Source organism: Streptomyces sp. CRN 30 (genome assembly GCF_034105845.1).
On record NZ_JAVRHI010000203.1, the window covers coordinates 1 to 19,246 of the forward strand.

The 19,246-nt window shown below is 71.8% G+C and carries 14 protein-coding genes and 1 pseudogene; 8 read left to right on the forward strand and 7 right to left on the reverse strand.

The genetic code is table 11. The features are described from left to right. From UW392_RS21490 to glgB, 4 genes are all read left to right on the forward strand, one after another. Nucleotides 1-420, forward strand: a 420-nt coding sequence (locus tag UW392_RS21490) for an alpha-glucosidase C-terminal domain-containing protein (protein WP_320776688.1), incomplete at its 5' end; no start/stop codon positions are given. Then, a complete protein-coding gene (treS, locus tag UW392_RS21495) occupies nucleotides 417-2,117 on the forward strand; it encodes a maltose alpha-D-glucosyltransferase (RefSeq protein ID WP_320776689.1) in 1,701 nt (566 codons plus the stop codon). The genes UW392_RS21490 and treS, both read left to right, overlap by 4 nt. A gap of 89 nt (nucleotides 2,118-2,206) precedes the next feature. Further along, the gene (locus UW392_RS21500; RefSeq protein ID WP_320776690.1) at nucleotides 2,207-3,601 is read left to right on the forward strand and encodes a maltokinase N-terminal cap-like domain-containing protein; all 1,395 of its coding nucleotides are present in this window, start codon (nucleotides 2,207-2,209) and stop codon (nucleotides 3,599-3,601) included. A gap of 35 nt (nucleotides 3,602-3,636) precedes the next feature. Then, nucleotides 3,637-6,072 carry a 1,4-alpha-glucan branching enzyme gene (glgB, locus tag UW392_RS21505; RefSeq protein WP_320776691.1) on the forward strand — a complete coding sequence of 812 codons (2,436 nt, stop codon included), beginning with the start codon at nucleotides 3,637-3,639 and terminating at the stop codon, nucleotides 6,070-6,072. Here the strand turns inward: glgB and UW392_RS21510 are convergent. The 6 genes from UW392_RS21510 to UW392_RS21535 all read right to left on the reverse strand — a co-directional run bounded on the left by UW392_RS21510 (nucleotide 6,069) and on the right by UW392_RS21535 (nucleotide 13,655). Beyond that, entirely contained in the window at nucleotides 6,069-8,288 is a 2,220-nt protein-coding gene (locus UW392_RS21510; protein WP_320776692.1) for an AAA family ATPase, read from the reverse strand. The two genes, glgB and UW392_RS21510, sit on opposite strands and share 4 nt — an antisense overlap. 168 nt (nucleotides 8,289-8,456) lie before the next feature. Continuing rightward, nucleotides 8,457-9,554, reverse strand: a complete 1,098-nt coding sequence (locus tag UW392_RS21515) for a cobalamin B12-binding domain-containing protein (RefSeq protein ID WP_320776693.1) — start codon at nucleotides 9,552-9,554, stop codon at nucleotides 8,457-8,459. Beyond that, nucleotides 9,544-11,214 (reverse strand): GAF domain-containing SpoIIE family protein phosphatase, encoded by a 1,671-nt coding sequence (locus tag UW392_RS21520; RefSeq protein ID WP_320776694.1) that lies wholly within the window; start codon nucleotides 11,212-11,214, stop codon nucleotides 9,544-9,546. Before UW392_RS21520 ends, UW392_RS21515 begins: the two co-directional genes overlap by 11 nt. A 124-nt stretch (nucleotides 11,215-11,338) precedes the next feature. Continuing rightward, entirely contained in the window at nucleotides 11,339-11,701 is a 363-nt protein-coding gene (locus UW392_RS21525; RefSeq protein ID WP_320776757.1) for a thioredoxin family protein, read from the reverse strand. A gap of 11 nt (nucleotides 11,702-11,712) precedes the next feature. Then, nucleotides 11,713-12,111, reverse strand: a complete 399-nt coding sequence (locus UW392_RS21530; protein ID WP_320776695.1) for a MerR family transcriptional regulator — start codon at nucleotides 12,109-12,111, stop codon at nucleotides 11,713-11,715. 134 nt (nucleotides 12,112-12,245) lie between these two features. Then, on the reverse strand, nucleotides 12,246-13,655 hold the full coding sequence (locus UW392_RS21535; protein WP_320776696.1) for a cation:dicarboxylate symporter family transporter: 1,410 nt from the start codon (nucleotides 13,653-13,655) through the stop codon (nucleotides 12,246-12,248). A gap of 147 nt (nucleotides 13,656-13,802) precedes the next feature. On the opposite strand from UW392_RS21535, the gene UW392_RS21540 reads away from it, so the two are divergent. Both UW392_RS21540 and UW392_RS21545 read left to right on the forward strand, forming a co-directional pair. Beyond that, the gene (locus UW392_RS21540; protein ID WP_320776697.1) at nucleotides 13,803-15,404 is read left to right on the forward strand and encodes a sensor histidine kinase; all 1,602 of its coding nucleotides are present in this window, start codon (nucleotides 13,803-13,805) and stop codon (nucleotides 15,402-15,404) included. Next, a complete protein-coding gene (locus UW392_RS21545) occupies nucleotides 15,401-16,090 on the forward strand; it encodes a response regulator (RefSeq protein WP_320776698.1) in 690 nt (229 codons plus the stop codon). The genes UW392_RS21540 and UW392_RS21545 overlap by 4 nt, the downstream gene beginning before the upstream one ends. On the opposite strand, the pseudogene UW392_RS67035 reads toward UW392_RS21545, so the two are convergent. Beyond that, nucleotides 15,988-16,269, reverse strand: a pseudogene (locus UW392_RS67035) (SDR family oxidoreductase); the annotation flags it as partial. The gene UW392_RS21545 and the pseudogene UW392_RS67035 overlap by 103 nt on opposite strands. A gap of 733 nt (nucleotides 16,270-17,002) precedes the next feature. Between UW392_RS67035 and UW392_RS21555 the strand changes: the two are divergent. After that, complete coding sequence (locus tag UW392_RS21555; RefSeq protein WP_320776700.1) at nucleotides 17,003-18,379, forward strand: extracellular solute-binding protein; 1,377 nt, start codon at nucleotides 17,003-17,005, stop codon at nucleotides 18,377-18,379. Continuing rightward, the gene (locus UW392_RS21560) at nucleotides 18,376-19,242 is read left to right on the forward strand and encodes a sugar ABC transporter permease (RefSeq protein WP_320776701.1); all 867 of its coding nucleotides are present in this window, start codon (nucleotides 18,376-18,378) and stop codon (nucleotides 19,240-19,242) included. Before UW392_RS21555 ends, UW392_RS21560 begins: the two co-directional genes overlap by 4 nt. Nucleotides 19,243-19,246 lie beyond the last annotated feature (4 nt).

Sequence of the window (19,246 nt, forward strand, 5' to 3'; positions counted from 1 at the left end):
CTCAAAGCCCGGGACTGGGACGCCGCCGCCCGCGAGGGCCGCACCATCGCACCCCTGATCACCCGCCTCAACACCATCCGGCGCGCCCACCCCGCGCTGCGCCGGCTCCGCAACCTCCGCTTCCACCACGCCGACAACGACGCGGTGATCGCCTACTCGAAGCGGAAGGGCTCGAACACTGTTCTGGTGGTCGTCAACCTCGACCCCCACCACACCCAGGAGGCGACGGTCTCGTTGGACATGCCGCAACTCGGCCTGGACTGGCACGAGTCGGTGCCGGTGCGCGACGAGCTCACCGGTGAGACCTATCACTGGGGCAGGACCAACTATGTGCGCCTGGACCCGGGCCACCGGCCCGCGCACGTCTTCGTGGTTCTGCGACCGTCCAACCCGCAGATCGGAGGGTCACCCACAACATGATCGTCAATGAGCCCGTACTGGACACCTTCGAGGACACCCCGGCCAAGGACCGCGACCCGGACTGGTTCAAGCGCGCCGTCTTCTACGAGGTGCTCGTCCGCTCCTTCCAGGACAGCAACGGCGACGGGGTCGGCGACCTGAAGGGACTGACCGCCAAACTCGACTATCTGCAGTGGCTCGGCGTGGACTGCCTGTGGCTCCCGCCCTTCTTCAAGTCACCGCTCAGGGACGGCGGTTACGACGTCTCCGACTACACCGCCGTGCTCCCCGAGTTCGGCGACCTGGCGGACTTCGTGGAGTTCGTCGACGCCGCCCACCAGCGCGGCATGCGCGTCATCATCGACTTCGTCATGAACCACACCAGCGACCAGCACCCGTGGTTCCAGGAGTCGCGCCAGAACCCCGACGGCCCCTACGGCGACTACTACGTCTGGGCCGACGACGACAAGCAGTACCAGGACGCGCGGATCATCTTCGTCGACACCGAGGCGTCCAACTGGACCTACGACCCCGTCCGCAAGCAGTACTTCTGGCACCGCTTCTTCTCCCACCAGCCGGACCTCAACTACGAGAACCCGGCCGTGCAGGAGGAGATGATCTCCGCCCTGAAGTTCTGGCTGGACCTCGGCATCGACGGCTTCCGGCTCGACGCGGTGCCCTACCTCTACCAGGAGGAGGGCACCAACTGCGAGAACCTCCCCGCCACCCACACCTTCCTCAAGCGGGTGCGCAAGGAGATCGACGACCAGTACCCGGACACGGTGGTGCTGGCGGAGGCCAACCAGTGGCCGGAGGACGTCGTCGACTACTTCGGCGACTATCCGAGCGGCGGCGACGAGTGCCACATGGCGTTCCACTTCCCGGTCATGCCGCGCATCTTCATGGCGGTGCGCCGCGAGTCGCGCTACCCGGTCTCCGAGATCCTCGCCAAGACACCGGCCATCCCCGCCCGCTGCCAGTGGGGCATCTTCCTGCGCAACCACGACGAGCTGACCCTGGAGATGGTCACCGACGAGGAACGCGACTACATGTGGGCGGAGTACGCCAAAGACCCGCGGATGCGCGCCAACATCGGCATCCGGCGGCGCCTCGCGCCCCTGCTGGACAACGACCGCAACCAGATCGAGCTGTTCACCGCCCTGCTCCTCTCCCTACCGGGCTCGCCGATCCTGTACTACGGCGACGAGATCGGCATGGGCGACAACATCTGGCTCGGCGACCGGGACGCGGTGCGCACACCGATGCAGTGGACCCCGGACCGCAACGCCGGGTTCTCGTCGTCCGACCCCGGCCGGCTCTTCCTGCCGACGATCATGGACCCGGTCTACGGCTACCAGGTCACCAACGTCGAGGCGTCGATGTCGTCGCCGTCGTCGCTGCTGCACTGGACCCGCCGGATGATCGAGATCCGCAAGCAGAACCCGGCCTTCGGCCTCGGCACGTACAGCGAGCTGCCGTCGACCAACCCGGCGGTGCTGGCGTTCCTGCGCGAGTTCGAGGACGACCTGGTCCTCTGCGTGCACAACTTCTCCCGGTTCGCGCAGCCCACGGAGCTGGACCTCAGCGCGTTCCACGGACGGCATCCGGTGGAGCTGTTCGGCGGGGTACGCTTCCCGGCCATCGGCGAGCTGCCCTACCTGCTGACCCTCGCGGGGCACGGCTTCTACTGGTTCCGGCTCCGCGCGGACGCCGCCTAGAACGGCCGGGCGGGGCGGTTTCCACCGCCCCGCCCGGGGCACGCACAAGTAATCGCCCCCCGACGATCCCGGGGAAGGGACGCGCCGCCATGTCGCAAGCCGACACCCGTACCGTCACCAGCTCGCCCGGCCTCCTCGCGTCACTGGACCCCCTCCTGCGCGAGTGGCTGCCACGGCAGCGCTGGTTCGCGGGCAAAGGGCGTCCGGTCACCGGGTTCTCGCTCGTCTCGGCCACCGACCTCCTGCCGTCCACCGGCCGGCTGGGCCTCGTCCACCTCGTGGTCCGCACCCACCAGCCGGCCGTCCCCGCGCCGGGCGCCCCCGAGCACCCGGGCGACTGCTACCAACTGCTGATAGGTGTGCGCGAGGCGCTGCCGCCCCGGCTGGCGCCCGCGCTGATCGGACACGTACGCCAGGGCCCGCTGACCGGACGGACGGTCTACGACGCCCTGCACGACACCCGGCCCGCCGAGGTGGTCCTGGAGGCACTGCGCTCCGGGGCCCGGATCGGCGGGCTCCGTTTCGAGCGGGACCCCCGGCAGGAGATCCGTACCGGCCTGGTGCCCCGCCTGATGACGGCCGAGCAGTCCAACTCCTCGGTCGTCTATGGAGATACGTTCATTCTCAAGCTGCTCCGCCGGATCGTGCCCGGCGTCAACCCCGACCTGGAGCTGCCGCTGGCGCTGGCCCGCGCCGGCTCTCCCCGGGTGCCGGCGCCGACGGCGTGGATGACGGCCGAGCTGGCCGGCGAGACCTGGGTCCTCGGCGTGCTCCAGCCCTACGTCCAGGGCGCGACCGACGGCTGGGAGCTGGCCCTGCGGGAGCTGGCCAAGGGCGAGGACTTCACGGCCGAGGCGCGGGCGCTGGGCCGGGCCACGGCCGAGGTGCACACCGCGCTGGCCCGCGCCCTGCCGGTGGTCACCCTGGGCCGCGGCCAGCTGGAGCAGCTCGTCGACGGGATGACCCGGCGGCTTGAGGAGGCGGTGCACGCGGTGCCGGCGCTCAGGCCGTACGCGCCGGGGCTGCGCTCGGCGTACACGGCGCTCGGCGACCTCGCGGCCGAGGGCCGCACCTGGACCGCCCAGCGCGTCCACGGCGACCTGCACCTCGGGCAGTGCCTGCGGTCGCCCGCCGGGGCGTGGTCGCTGATCGACTTCGAGGGCGAGCCCGCGAAGCCGCTCGCCGAACGGCGGCTGCCGCAGCCGCCGGCCCGGGACGTCGCCGGGATGCTCCGCTCCTTCGACTACGCCGCGCACTCGGCCGGCACCGTGGCCCCGGGCTGGGCCGAGCACTGCCGCGCCGCGTACTGCACCGGGTACGCCGAGGCGAGCGGCGTCGATCCGCGCACGGATCCGGTGCTGCTGGACGCCTACGAGACCGACAAGGCGGTCTACGAGGTCGTGTACGAGGCCCGGCACCGGCCCGACTGGCTGCCGGTGCCGCTCTCCGCGGTGCGCCGCCTGGCCTCGTCGGAACCGGCCTGACCCCCTCATCTCCCTGTCCCTAGGAGGCTCCGCCCGTGACCCCCCGCCCCCCGTCCGACGGCCGGGATCCGAAGAAGACGGCGAAAAGCACGGCGAAGAGTACGGCGAAGAAAGCGGCCGAGAAGACCGCGAAGAAGACGGCCCAGGCGAAGGCACCCACCACCAGGAAGGCCGTGAGCAAGAAGGCCACGGCCAAGAAGGCCACCCCCGCGAAGACCTCTTCCGCCGCGAAGACCTCGCCCGTTTCGGCCACCGCCACGGTCAAGGCGACCGCCCCCGTCGTGAGCCCCGCCGTCCCCGCCGAGGACCGCGCCCGGCTCCTCGCGGGCACGCACCACGATCCGCACGCCGTGCTCGGCGCCCACCCCGTGCCCGGCGGGATCGCCTTCCGGGCCTTCCGGCCGTACGCGCTGTCGGTGACCGCGGTCGCCGGGGAGTTCCGGGCCGAGCTGCACGACGACGGGGACGGGTTCTTCTCGGGCCTGCTGCCGCTGCCGCAGGTCGTCCCGGAGTACCGGCTGGTGGTGACGTACGAGGGTGCCGTGCGGGAGGTCGAGGACGCCTACCGGTTCCTGCCGACCCTCGGTGACCTGGACCTGCACCTGATCGGCGAGGGCCGGCACGAGCGGCTGTGGGAGGCGCTCGGCGCGCACCCGACCACCGTCTCGGGGGTGACCGGCACCCGCTTCACCGTGTGGGCGCCGAACGCCCGCGGCGTCCGTGTCGCCGGCGGCTTCAACTACTGGGACGGCACCGGCGACCCGATGCGCTCGCTGGGTTCGTCCGGGATCTGGGAGCTGTTCCTGCCGGGGGTCGGCGAGGGCGAGCTGTACAAGTTCGACATCACCCGGCCCGACGGTTCCCGCACGCTGCGCGCCGACCCGATGGCCCGCCGCACCGAGGAACCGCCGGACACGTCGTCGGTCGTGCACTCCTCCGTCCACGAGTGGGGGGACGCCGCGTGGCTGGCCCGCCGCGCGGTGACGCCCGTGCACGAGTCGGCGTTCTCGGTGTACGAGGTGCACCTGCCGTCCTGGCGGCCGGGGCTGTCCTACCGGGAGCTGGCCGAGGAACTGCCCGCCTACGTCAAGGACCTCGGCTTCACCCACGTGGAGCTGATGCCGGTCGCCGAGCACCCCTTCGGCGGCTCCTGGGGCTACCAGGTCACCGGCTTCTACGCGCCGACCGCGCGCCTGGGCACCCCGGACGACTTCAAGTACCTGGTGGACGCGTTGCACCGGGCCGGGATCGGCGTCCTGATGGACTGGGTGCCGGCGCACTTCCCGCGCGACGACTGGGCACTGGCCGAGTTCGACGGCCGTCCGCTCTACGAGCACGAGGACCCGGCGCGGGCCGCGCACCCCGACTGGGGGACGCTGGAGTTCGACTTCGGGCGGCGCGAGGTGCGCAACTTCCTGGTGGCGAACGCCGTGTACTGGTGCGAGGAGTTCCACATCGACGGGCTGCGGGTCGACGCGGTCGCCTCGATGCTGTACCTGGACTACTCGCGCGAGCCGGGCGAGTGGACGCCGAACGAGCACGGCGGCCGGGAGAACCTGGACGCGGTGGCGTTCCTCCAGGAGATGAACGCCACCGTCTACCGGCGCTGCCCGGGTGTGGTGACCATCGCGGAGGAGTCCACGGCCTGGGACGGCGTCACCCGGGCCACCCACCACCAGGGCCCGAGCGGCTTCGGCGGCCTCGGCTTCGGGCTGAAGTGGAACATGGGGTGGATGCACGACTCGCTGGAGTACGTCTCCCACGAACCGGTGCACCGCAAGTACCACCACCACGAGATGACGTTCTCGATGGTGTACGCGTACAGCGAGAACTACGTGCTGCCGATATCGCACGACGAGGTGGTGCACGGCAAGCGGTCGCTGGTGTCGAAGATGCCGGGCGACTGGTGGCAGCAGCGCGCGAACGTCCGGGCCTACCTCGCCTTCATGTGGTCCCATCCGGGCAAACAACTGCTCTTCATGGGGCAGGAGTTCGCGCAGGGCGCGGAGTGGTCGGAGGCGAACGGCCCGGACTGGTGGCTGCTCGACACCGGGTACGGCGCGGAGCCGGACCACCGGGGCGTGCGGGACCTCGTCCGCGACCTGAACGCCGTCTACCGGGACAGCCCGGCGCTGTGGCAGCGGGACACCGACCCGGCGGGGTTCGAGTGGGTGGTCGGCGACGCCACCGAGGACAACGTCTTCGCGTTCCTCCGGTACGACGCCGACGGCGCCCCGCTCCTCGCGGTGTGCAACTTCTCCCCGGTCGTCCGGCACGACTACCGCCTCGGCGTCCCCGACTCCGTCCCCGCCTGGCAGGAGATCCTCAACACCGACGCCGCCCGCTACGGCGGCTCCGACGTCGTGAACCCCGAACCGGTCAAGCCGGAACCCCAGGGGTGGCACGGCCGCCCGGCGAGCATCCGCCTGACCTTGCCGCCCCTGGCGGCCCTCTGGCTGCGGCCGGCCTAGCCGGCGTCCGCGAGCCCCGGCGGCAGCGGCTCGGTGTGCAGGACGCCGAGCCGCTGGGTCGCCCTGGTCAGGGCCACGTACAGGTCGCTGGTGCCGTAGCGGGCGGGTTCGACGACCAGGACCGAGTCGAACTCCAGGCCCTTGGACTGGCGGGGGTCGAGGAGGACGACCGTCCGGGTCAGGTCGGGTTCGGTGCCCGCCGTCACACCGTCGAGGCGGGCGGCGATCCGCTCGTGCAGGTCGCGCGGGGCGATGACGGCGAGGCGGCCCTCGTCGGGGGTGAGTTCGGCGACCGCCTCGGTGACGGCCGACGGGAGGTCGCCGGTGGCGCGCACCCAGGGGCGTACGCCCGTGGACCGTACCGAGCCGGGCGGTTCGAAGGACGGGTCTGCGGCGCGGACCACGGCCGCCGCCAGCTCCATGATCTCGGCGGGGGTGCGGTAGTTGACGCCGAGACGGGTGTGGTCGAAGCGGTCCCCGACATAGGGCGCGAGGATCTCGGACCAGGAGCCGACCCCGGCCGCCTCGGCGGTCTGCGCCGGGTCGCCGACCAGGGTCATCGAGCGGGTCGGGGACCGCCGCATCAGCAGCCGCCACGCCATCGGGGAGAGTTCCTGCGCCTCGTCGACGATGATGTGGCCGAACGCCCAGGTCCGGTCGGCGGCGGCGCGCTCGGCGGCGCTGCGGTGGTCGTCCTCCTCCTGCCGCTCGGCGAACCGCTCGGCGTCGATGATGTCGTGCGCGGAGAGGATCTCGGAGTCCTCCGCGTCCTTGTCCTCGAACTCGTACGTCCGGGAGGCGTACGACACGTCGAGGACCCCCTGCGCGTACGCCACCTGCTCCTCCCGCTCGCGTTCGGCGCGGGCGCGGGCGACGCGGTCGTCCTCGCCGAGGAGTTCGGCGGCCTCGTCCAGGAGGGGTACGTCGGAGACGGTCCAGCGGCGGGTCACCGGGCGGCGTACGGCGGCGGCGTCCGCGGCGGACAGGAACTCCTCCGGCGCGGCCAGGAAGTCCGCGACCAGGCGCCGGGGGGTGATCCGGGGCCAGAGCCGGTCGATCGCCGCCCAGACCTCGCGGTTCTCGGCGAGTTCGTCGCGGATCTGGGTGACGTCGCTCGCGTCGAGGAGGTTGGAGCCGTCGTAGGGGTCGGTGCCGATGCGCTCGGCGACCATGTCGGTGAGCGTGTTGAGGATGTACCCCTCGAAGTGCTCGCGGGCCGCGTTGTGCGGGAGCTTCGCGGAGCGGGTCCGCTCCCGGGCGACGGCCACCAGGTCGTCGTCGAGCATGAGGATCTCGCGGTCGTGCTCGATGGCGATCACCGGGTCCGGCAGCGCCTGCCGGGCGCGGACCACCTCGGCGAGGACGTCCGCCATCTCCGCCCGGCCCTTCACGGCCGCGGCCTCGGGGGTGTCGGCGGCCGTCGCCCGCACGCCGGGGAACAGCTCGCCGACCGTGGCGAGGAGCACGCCGGTCTCGCCGAGGGAGGGCAGCACCTCGCCGATGTAGCCGAGGAAGGCGGGGTTCGGGCCGACGATCAGGACGGCGCGCTTGGCGAGCAGCTCGCGGTGCTCGTAGAGCAGGTACGCCGCCCGGTGCAGGGCGACGGCCGTCTTGCCGGTGCCGGGGCCGCCCTCGACGACGAGGACGCCGCGGTGCGGGGCGCGGATGATGCGGTCCTGGTCGGCCTGGATGGTCTGCACGATGTCGCCCATGCGGCCGGTGCGCGCCGAGTTCAGGGCGGCGAGCAGCACGGCGTCGCCGGTCGGGTCCTCGTGGCCGGTGCGGGTCGCGTCGCCGAGGTCGAGGATCTCGTCGTGCAGGGCGGTGACCCGGCGGCCGTCGCTGGTGATGTGCCGGCGGCGCCGCAGCCCCATCGGGGTGTGTCCGGTGGCCAGGTAGAACGGGCGGGCGACGTCGGCCCGCCAGTCGATGAGGACCGGGGTGCGCTCGGCGTCGTCGGCGCGCAGCCCGATCCGGCCGATGTGGTGGTCGGAGCCGTCGGTGAGGTCGATCCGGCCGAAGCAGAGGGAGCCGTCCACCGCGTTCAGCGCGGCGAGCAGCCCGGAGCGCTCGACGACCAGGATGTCCCGTTCCAGCCTGGCCTGCATCGGGGTGTTGCCCTGCGCGAGCGCGTCGGTCACCGAGGACTCGGTGTCGCCGCGCAGCGCGTCCACACGCGCGTACAGCCCGTCGATGAATTTCTGCTCGTGGAGCAATTCATCGTCCGGAAATTCGGTGTTTGACAATTCGGCTCCCGCCCGGATATACTGTCGACATGAACTTCTTTGCGACTCAATTCTGTATAAAGTCGCGAACGACCTAATGTACGCAGAGGAAACCCCCGAGCGCAATTGCTCGGGGGTTTTTCGCTGTTCGGACGCCGTTCAGAGGACGTCCCGGGCGGCGGTGAGGACACCGGCCACGCGGGGGAAGTCCTTCAACTGGCCCAGCAGCGATTCCAGGGCGGGGATCAGGCACCGCGGCGGGACGTCGCGGGCCGCCAGGACGTCCGCGGTCCACCTGATGAACCTCGTGAACAGGGCGGGGTCGTCCACGTAGAGCGCGGTGGCGAGGTGGCCGACGATGAAGTCGATGTCCTCGACCGTGCGCTCGTGCTGGTAGTCGCTGTACCGGCGCATCTCGGGGAATCCCGCCTCGACGTCGGCGAGGGTCCGCCTGACCAACTGGTGCCGGGACCGGCGGACCATGGTGTATTCCTGGTCGGCCAGGTGCGGCAGGTCGAGATCGGGCAGGCCGACCGGGTGCGCGGTGGGCGGCTCCAGGCCCCGGCCGAGCAGCGCGGCCGCGTCGGCCGCGTCCTTGGCCCACGCGGCCCGCATGGGCCGGGCGTACTCACCCCGCTCGCCGAACGCGGCCCCTCCGGCGAGCACCGGGAGACCGGCGCTCCGGCACGCGCTGATCGCGTTGTGCGCGCCGGGCAGGAGCGTCGGAATGGACGAGGACAGCAGCACCGCCTGGGTGCCGGTACTCCGCGCGTGCTCGACCAGGTGTCCGGTGGGGACGTGCGCGCCGAGATGGTCGACGCGCCAGCCCCGCAGCCGCAGCACCTCGCTGACCAGACGGGCCGGCAGGGCGTGCCACTCGCCGTCGACGCAGGCGACCAGCACCCTGCCCGCGCACGGGACGCGGCGGGCGGCGGCCGTGGCGTCGGCGACGGCGGCGACGCACCGCTCGCTGATCGCCGTGGCGGCGTGTTCCCGCGCCACCGTGATCTCGTCGGCCGCCCAGGCCCGGCCCACCCGCTCCTGGACCGGTGCGATCAGCTCCAGCAGGACCCGCTCGGCCGCCGCGCGGAGCTGACCGGCGGCCGAGGGACCGGGCCCCGCCGTGCCGAGCGCGTCCCGCACGACGGCGACGGCCCGCGTCTCGTCGCCGTCACCCAGCGCCTGCCACAACCGCTCACGCGGCTCGGTGAGAGCGGAAGCGGAAGCGGGAAGGTGCGTGTCCTTGTCACCGGTCATGTGCTTCACCTTTCGGGGCGGTCGCGCCCGGGGATGTCGAACGAACGTCTCGGGGCGCGGTGATCGCCAGGACGGCCATGTCGTCGCGGCGCCCCTCCCCCACCCACTGGTCGGCGATCATCAGCACGCGTTCGGTGACCACCTCGGCCGGCATTCCGGCGCACCGGGCCAGCACCGTACGCAGCCTGCCCTCGCCGAACATCGCGTCGCCCAGGGGGCCGCCGCGCGCCTCGGTGATGCCGTCGGAGTACAGCAGGCAGGTCTCGCCCGGCCGCAGGACGACCTCGGCGGTCCCGAACTCGCCGGGGTCGGTGAACGCGCCGATCAGCATGCCGCCGGTCCCGACCTCCTCGACCCGGCCGGTGGTGCGCACGACGAGCGGAGGGGGATGGCCGGCGCCGGAGATACGCAGTCGTACCTGTGCGTCCCGGCGCACGGCGGTCACCAGGACCAGGGTCGCGAAGGGGGTGCGGGGCGCGGTCAGCAGCGCGCTGTTGAGGAGGGTGAGCAGCCGGGTGTGATCGGCGGCGAACGGGAGCAGGGCCCGGAGCGCGTGGCGGATCCTGCCGCCCGTCACCGCGGCTTCGAGACCCTTGCCGCACACGTCGCCCAGCACCACGACCGTCTCGTGCCGCGGTGTGGCGGCGGGATGCAGGTCGTAGAAGTCACCGCCGACGCGCTCGTCCGCCGTCGAGGCGCGGTAGCGGCCGGAGAAGCAGATGCCGTGCACCGGGCCGAGGGCGGGCGGCAGCAGGTCCCGCAGCAGAACCTCGGTGCCGCGCGCCTGGCGGGCCCGGCTGCGGGCCACCGACAGGGCGACGCCCGCGCGGGCGGCGAAGGACTGGGCGAGCGACTCCTCGGCGGAAGTGAACGCCGCCTCCCGGCGGTGGCGCAGCAGGATCAGGCAGCCGGCCGACGCGCCGTGTCCCGGTAACGGCAGCACGACGACGGAACCGACCTCGGCGGCGTCGGCCACAAAGCCCCGGGGTATCGCCCAGGACGGCATTTCCTGGGGGTCGATCCAGCGGGAGGACAGGGTGGGGAGCCCCTGCAACGCCTCCGCGAGGCCCGCCGGCCGGCCGGTGTCCAGGACCGTCCGCTCCTGCTCCACCGGCCGGCCGGCGGCGCACCGGATCACGGGGAAGGCGGGTCCGTCGCACGTCCCGACGACGACCGCCGCGTCCGCCAGGTGCCGGACCGCCCGGGTCACGATCGCCGCCGCGCAGTGCTCGGCGTCCGGGGCGACGGGCAGTTCGGCGAAGAGTTCCGGTGCTGCCGGTCCGCTCCTGCGCCGTTCGGGCGGCGCCTTGCGCGCGGTACCCGGCGGAGCGCTGTCGCCGACCAGCCACCAGGTCACCGCGCCGTCCGCGCCCGGCCCGGCGAGCGCCTCGACACGGCGCCCGCAGATCCGTCCGGCCGCCCAGGCCGAGGGGGCCCGGCCCGCACGTCCGGCCTGCTCCAGATGGGCCTCGACCAGCCAGGGCGGCGCGACATCGCTCAGCGCGGCACCGACGGAGATCCTCGTCAGCAGGCTCCCCGCCCGCTCGTTGTACGACAGCACGCGGCCGGACGCGTCCACCGTCACCACCGGATAGGGATCACCGTGCCGCTCGGCGGGTCGGACACCACCGGCACTCGTGTGTTCCGGCTTGAACGCCATCGACCTGAGACCCCCCGGCGCAGCTCCCTACCGCCCGGCCGCCCGGAAGTCTGCACAGCACATCATGTCGGTGTCATATGGCTAAGGACTGTGTTTCGCGATAGTCCGACATCTTTCCGTCGTCTCATGAATAATCCGTCCGCACCGTGCCGACCTGTTCGGCCGGCCGGCCTCGGAGGGCGTCGGACACTTCCTCCAGCAGCCGCCGCTTGGGGCGGGCGCCCACCATCGACCGCACCGGCTCGCCGTCCCGGAAGAGCAGGAACGTCGGCATCGACAGCACCCTGTAGGCGTTGGTGGTGCCGGGATTGCGGTCGACGTTCAGCTGGACCACCCGGAAGCGGTCCGCCTCCTCCGTCGCCAGGGCGCTGAGCACCGGCCCCATCTGCCGGCACGGCGGGCACCAGTCGGCGGTGAACTCCACCAGCACCGGCAGCTCCGAGGCGATCACCTCCGCCGCGAAGTCGGCGTCCGTGACCTCGTCCACCCCGTTGATCACTATGTGTGTCCTCCCAGTTCGCACCGTGGCTCCGGGCTCTCCGCAGCCGTCGACTCGGCGCGCGCCAGCTGTGCGGCCACCGTGGCGCGCACCCCGCTCAGCTCGCCGATGAGCGCGTCCAGCTCCGCCAGCTTGCGCCGGTACACCGCGAGGGACGCCGGGCAGGAGTCGCCCTCGGGATGACCCGCCCGGAGGCACTCGACGAACGGCCGGGTCTCCTCCAGGCCGAAGCCGAAGTCCCTGAGCGTCCGGATCTGGTCGAGCAGCCTGAGGTCGCTCTCGTCGTAGGTCCGGTGTCCGAGGTCGTCCCGCCGCGCGGGCAGCAGCCCCCGCGACTCGTAATACCGCAGCGTGCGCGTCGTGGTTCCGGCGCGTGCGGCCAGCTCGCCGATTCGCATACGGACGAACGTATGCCTTGACGCGGACGTCAAGGCAACGGTTGAGGAGGTCGAGCGAGAGGGGGGACCGGGCGGCTGAGCAACGGGGGGAGTTCTCAGCCGCCCGGGGTCCGTGGGGGGAAAGGCAGGGGTGACTACGCCTTGGCGAGTTCCTTGTCGCCGCTGCCCTGCTCGGGCGCCTCGGCCGTGTCGGCGGGGGCCTCGTCGGGACCGCCGTAGCCGTGGCCGTCGTCGAGGAGCGTCTTCTCGTCGAAGGGGATGCGGCCGGCCAGCACCTCGCCCACCCGCTCCTTGTCGATCTCCTTGGTCCAGGTGCCGATCAGGACGGTGGCGATGGCGTTGCCCGCGAAGTTGGTCAGGGCGCGGGCCTCGCTCATGAAGCGGTCGATGCCGACGATCAGGCCGATGCCGTCGACCAGGGCGGGCTTGTGCGACTGGAGACCGCCGGCCAGCGTCGCGAGGCCGGCGCCGGTGACACCGGCGGCACCCTTGGAGGCGACGAAGAGGAAGAGCAGCAGCGGGATCTGCTCGCCGAGGGACATCGGCGTGCCCATGGCGTCGGCGATGAAGAGGGACGCCATGGTCATGTAGATCATGGTGCCGTCGAGGTTGAAGGAGTAGCCGGTCGGGACGGTGATGCCGACCACCGGCTTGCTGATGCCCAGGTGCTCCATCTTGGCGATGAGGCGGGGCAGCGCCGACTCCGAGGAGGAGGTCGACAGGATCAGCAGGAACTCGCGGCCCAGGTACTTGAAGAGCGAGAGCGCGTTGACGCCGGTGCAGATCTTCAGCAGGGCGCCGAGGAAGACGATGACGAACAGCACGCAGGTGACGTAGAAGCCCAGCATCAGTACGGCCAGGCTCTTGAGGGCGTCCAGACCGGCCGAACCGGTGACGGCGGCCATGGCACCGAAGGCGCCGACCGGGGCGGCCCACATGATCATGGCGAGGACGCGGAAGACGAGGCGCTGGATGTGCTCGACGCCGCGCAGCACCGGGCGGCCCGCGTCGCCCATGGCCTGGAGCGCGAAGCCGCAGAGCAGGGCGATCAGCAGGGTCTGGAGGACCTCGCCCTCGGTGAAGGCGGAGACGATCGTGGTCGGGATGATCCCGAGCAGGAACTCGGTGGTGTCCTTGGCCTCGGCGTCGACCTGCGCCTGGCCGGTCTCCTTGATCGCGTCGGTGACCGCGAGGCCGGTGCCCGGCTCCAGGATGTTGCCGACGACCAGGCCGATCGCCAGGGCGACCAGCGACATCACCATGAAGTAGGCGAGGGCGATACCGCCCACGGCGCCGACCTTGGCGGCCTTGCGGACGGAACCGATGCCGAGGACGATCGTGCAGAAGATGATCGGCGAGATCATCATCTTGATCAGGTTGACGAAGCCGGTACCGATCGGCTTCAGCTCGACCGCGAAGTCGGGGGCGATCAGACCGACGGCGATACCGAGGGCCACAGCGGCGATCACCGCGATGTAGAGATAGTGCGTGCGGTCCCGCTTGGCGGGGGGTGCGGCTGGTGCCTTGTCGGCTGCGCTGGTCACGGCGGCCCTCCTTGGCGACGTCGGTGTCACCGGCGTGCGGCTCACGTCCGGGGGTGGGGGGAACCCGGTGACTATCTCGTGCCCTGTGAGCGCGGTCACCCTTGTGTTCATTTAGTTCACCGCGGGACCAAGAGGGAGACTGACGGCATGCACCTGCGCGTCCCCCGTCCCCGCAGCCTGGCCGGCCAGCTCTTCGCCGTGCAGGCCGTGCTGATCGCGGTGCTGGTGGCCGGGTACGCGGTGTTCACCTACGTCAACGACCGCGGGCAGGCCGAGGACGCCGCGGGCCGGGAGGCGCGGGCGGTCGCCCTGTCGATCGCGGACTCCCCGTCGGTGCGGGAGGCGATCCGCACCGACGACCCCTCGGCGCGGCTCCAGCCGTACGCGGTGCGGGTCATGGCGGACACCGACGTCGACTTCGTCACGATCATGAGCCCCGAGGGCACGCGCTGGACCCACCCGGACACCGCGCAGATCGGGCGGACGTTCCGTGGCCACATCGAGGCCGCGCTGGGGGGCCGCACCTTCACCGAGACCTACACCGGCACGCTCGGCCCGTCGGTCCGCGCGGTCACGCCGGTACGGGACGGCGGGCGCGTCGTCGGCCTGGTCAGCGCCGGGATCAAGGTCGAGGAGATCAGCAAGCTGGCGCAGGAGCAGCTGACGGCGCTGGTCACCGCGGCGGCCGGGGCGCTGCTGCTGGGCGCGGTCGGTACGTACGTCATCAACGCGCGGCTGCGGCGGCACACCCACAACATGAACGCGGCCGAGCTGAGCCGGATGCACGACTACCACCAGGCGGCGCTGCACGCGGTGCGCGAGGGGCTGCTGATGCTGGACGGGCGGCACCGGATCGCGCTGATCAACGACGGCGGCCGGGAGCTGCTCGGGGTGACGGGCGAGGCGGTCGGCGTCCCGGTGACGGAGCTGGGGCTGCCGGCGCCGCTGACGGGGGCGCTGCTGGCGTCGGAGCGCAGGGTGGACGAGGTGCACCTGACGGCCGACCGCGTCCTGGTGGTGAACACCTCGCCCGTCTCCGGCGGCGAACAGCGCGGCACGGTGGTCACCCTCCGGGACGTCACCCAGCTCCAGTCCCTGATGGGCGAGCTGAGCAGTGAGCGGGGCTTCTCGCAGGCCCTGCGCTCCCAGGCGCACGAGGCCGCCAACCGCCTGCACACGGTGGTGTCCCTGATCGAGCTGGGCCGTGCGGAGGAGGCCGTGGACTTCGCGACGGCGGAGCTGGAGCTGGCACAGGCGCTGACCGACCAGGTGGTGGCGGCGGTGAGCGAGCCGGTGCTGGCCGCGCTGCTGCTGGGCAAGACGGCGCAGGCCAACGAGCGCGGCGTGGAGCTGGTGGTGTCGCCCGAGAGCCGCCTCGACGACGGGCTGCTCCCCCCGTCTCTCCCCGCCCGCGACCTGGTGACCATCCTCGGCAACCTCATCGACAACGCGGTGGACGCGGCGCAGGGGGGTGTCCGCCCCCGGGTGACGGTGACGGCGTACACGGACCGGGAGCGGCTGGTGGTCCGGGTCGACGACACCGGGCCGGGGGTCGACCCGGCCCACGCGGACCTGGTCTTCCAGCGCGGTTACACCACGAAGCCGTCCGGTCCGGCCGGCCGGGGCCTGGGTCTCGCCCTGGTCCGCCAGGCCGTCCACCGGCACGGCGGCACGCTGACGGTGACGGAGGCGGCGGGCGGCGGGGCGTCGTTCGAGGCGGAGCTGCCGCTGACGGTGGGTGTCGCATGACCGCGCAGCAGCAGCCCATCCGGGTCCTGGTGGTGGAGGACGACCCGGTCGCCGCCGACGCGCACGTCCTGTACGTCGGCCGGGTGCCGGGTTTCACGGCGGTCGGCAAGGCGCACACGGGCGCGGAGGCCCGCCGCCTGCTGGACCGCACCCCGGTGGACCTGATCCTCCTGGACCTGCACCTTCCCGACGTGCACGGTCTCCAGCTCGCCCGCTCCCTGCGCGCCGCCGGTCACCGCGCCGACGTGATAGCGGTGACGTCGGCACGGGACCTGGCGGTGGTCCGGGAGGGCGTCTCCCTGGGCGTCGTCCAGTACGTCCTGAAACCCTTCACCTTCTCCACCCTGCGCGACCGCCTGGTCCGGTACGCCGAGTTCCGGGGCGCGGCCGGGGAGGCGAGCGGCCAGGACGAGGTCGACCGGGCGATCGCCACGCTGCGCGCACCGGGTCCGGCGGCGCTGCCCAAGGGACTCAGCGGCCCCACCCTGGAACGGGTCACCGACGCGCTGCGGGCCTCGGCGGAGGGCCTGACGGCGGCGGGCGTCGCCGAGACGGTCGGCATCTCCCGCATCACGGCCCGCCGCTACCTGGAACACCTGGTCGACACGGGCCGCGCGGAGCGCCGTCCGCAGTACGGGACGGTGGGGCGGCCGGAGTTGCAGTACCGGTGGGTGCGGGGGCGGTAGCCCGATGGGCAACGGGCAGCGCGGCCCACATCCTCGGCCCGCCGCCGGGAGTCCACCCGCAGCACCGTCCCCGCCGTGTACGCCGACTCGTCCGACGCCAGGTACACGGCCGCCTTCGCCAGTTCCGTCGGGGTGCCCAGGCGGTGGAGCGGCACGGTCCGGCGGAGTTCCTCGTAGAGGGCGGCCTGGCGTTCGGGGCCGAGTGCCGCGAACGCGTTGGTGACGGTGGGGCCCGCAGCCGTGCCGCGAGTGCCGCCTGGCCGGGTACGTCGCCGGCGTCGCTGACGATCGGCAGTACCGGTCCGTCCAGGTGCCGGGCGGCCTCCTCCAGCCTCTCCCGTGAACGGCCGGTGATGGCGACGGTCGCACCGTCGGCGGCCACGGTCGTCCCGGTCACGTAGCCCGCCCGGTCGCTCGCGAGGAACGCGATCACCTCGGCCACCTCCGCCGGGTCGGAGGTGCGGCCCCCGGCTCCTCCGCCGGCCGCCGTACGTCCGCCGGGCGGGACACGTCAGCCGTGACGAAGCGCACGGTGGCGGCGGTGCCGAGGTCGTCCACCACCCGGGCCGTCGCGTGCCCGAGTCCGCCAATCGCGCCGGAACCCGTGATGAGTGACGTCCTGCCGGTCAGTTCCACGTTCCATGGACAAGACCCTGGAGCGCGCACTCGAACTGTTCTGGTCCCGGGGCTACGGGGCGACCTCGATCCAGTACCGGCGTGACCGGACCCGCCGGGTCCGGGGAGAGGTCCGGGCAGAGGTCAGGGGAGAGGTTGCGGAAGATTTCCGGGCCCCCCACGTTTATCCGGTCCCGCACCCCCGTCTGCCGCACCGACTCATTGACCTGACCGGACCCCGCCTCCTACGTTCGCCTCGCAGCCATCCCGGCCACAGCGACGTGCCCGCAGGAGGTCATGCCCGTGCGCCCCACCGCCGTGCTTCCGGCCCTCACCGTCCTCGTTCTCGCCGCCACCGCCCTCACCGCCTGCGGAGGCGGCTCCGGCAGTGATCCGGACACCGTGAGGGTCTCCTTCAAGCAGTCCACGGACAACTCCGTGAAAGTGGCGGACGAGTTCCTCGCCGGTATCAAGAAGCAGTTCGAGAAGGCGCACCCCGGGAAGAGCGTCGAACTGGTTCCCATCAAGGCGCCGGACTCGGAGTACTACACCAAGGTCCAGCAGATGCTCCGCTCCCCCAAGACCGCGCCCGACCTGGTCTACGAGGACACCTTCCTCATCAACTCCGACATCACCAGCGGGTATCTGAAGCCGCTCGACTCCTACCTCGCGAAGTGGGCCGACTGGGACCACTTCGCCGAGACCAGCAAGGACTCGGCGCGCGGCGAGGACGGCAAGACGTACGGCGTCCCGGACGGGACGGACACCCGGGGGCTGTGGTTCAGCAAGGACATCTTCGCCAGGGCCGGACTCCCCGCCGACTGGCAGCCGAAGAGCTGGGAGGAGGTGCTGGACGCCGCCCGCGCCGTCAAGAAGAAGGTGCCCGGCGTCACCCCGCTCAACATCTACACCGGCAAGCCCGTCGGCGAGGCCGCCACCATGCAGACCTTCGAGATGCTGCTGTACGGGACCGGGGAAGGGACCACCGACCCGATGTACGACAAGGGGTCCAGGAAGTGGATCGCCGGGAGCCGGGCGTTCGAGGACGCCCTCGCCTTCGTCGAGACCGTCTTCGAGGAGAAGCTCGGGCCCGACGTCTCCACCGCCCTCGACCCCAACATCATGACCATGGTCCGGGGCGATCTGCTGCCGAAGGGCAAGCTCGCCATCGCCCTCGACGGGTCCTGGCTGCCGCAGGACTGGCTGCCGGGCAGCGGGCACGAGTGGCCCGAGTGGTCGCGGGAGCTGGGGCTGGCCGCGATGCCGACGCAGAACGGGCAGGCGCCCGGCAAGGTGAGCATGTCGGGTGGCTGGGCCTGGTCGGTCCCGGCCAAGGCCCACAATCCCGACCTGGCGTTCGAGTTCATCAAGACCATGCAGACCAAGGCCAACGCCCAGAAGTGGTACGTCGCCAACTCCGGCATCGCCGTACGGGAGGACGTCGCCGCCGACCCCGCGTACGTCGAGGCCCAGCCCGGCATCGAGTTCTTCACCGACCTCGTCGCCAGCAGCCACTACCGCCCCGCCTATCCGGCGTACCCGAAGGTGTCGGTCGCCGTGCAGGAGGCCATGGAGGGTGTGACGACGGGCGACATGTCGGTCGACGAGGCCGCGCGCGGCTACGACGACGCGCTGAAGGACGCCACCGACAACCAGGTGGTGGTGCGGAAGTGAGCGGAGCGCGCCGGGCCCTGGTCCGGGCGTTCCCCGTCTCCCCCGCCGTCGTCCTGCTGCTCCTCTTCCTCGTCGGCCCGATCGTCTACTGCGTCGTCATCGCCTTCACCGACCTCCAGCTCACCGGGCAGGCCGAGGAGTCGTTCGTCGGGATCGAGAACTTCCGGCGGGCGGTGACGGACGACGCGTTCCTCAACGCCGTCTGGCTGACGCTGGTGTTCACGGTGGTGTCCGCCGTCGTCGGGCAGAACACCCTGGGACTGGCGCTCGCCTTCCTGATGCGGCGCGCGTCGAAGGCGGTGCGGACCCTGACCGGCGCCGTCGTCGTCACCGCCTGGGTGCTGCCCGAGGTCGTCGCCGGGTTCCTGCTGTACGCCTTCTTCCGCCGGGAGGGCACCCTCAACGCCGTACTGGACCAGCTCCACCTGCCCACCCAGAACTGGCTGTTCACCCTGCCGATCCTCGCCGTGTCCTTCGCCAACGTGTGGCGGGGCACCGCCTTCTCCATGCTCGTGTACTCCGCCGCGCTCGACGAGATCCCCAAGGAGATCACCGAGGCCGCCGAGGTCGACGGCGCGGGCGGCCGGCAGCGGCTGTGGCACGTCACCCTGCCGATGATCCGCCGCTCCGTCGGCACCAATCTGATGCTCATCACTCTCCAGACACTGTCGGTCTTCGGGCTCATCTGGGTGATGACCCGGGGCGGACCCAGCGGCAAGAGCCAGACGCTGCCGCTGTACATGTACGAGCAGGCGTTCCAGAACAGCCTCATCGGCTACGGCACGGCGGTCGCGCTGCTGCTGCTGGTCATCGGCTCGCTGTTCTCGGTCGTGTACCTGCGGCTGCTGCGGACGGAGGTGTGACGAC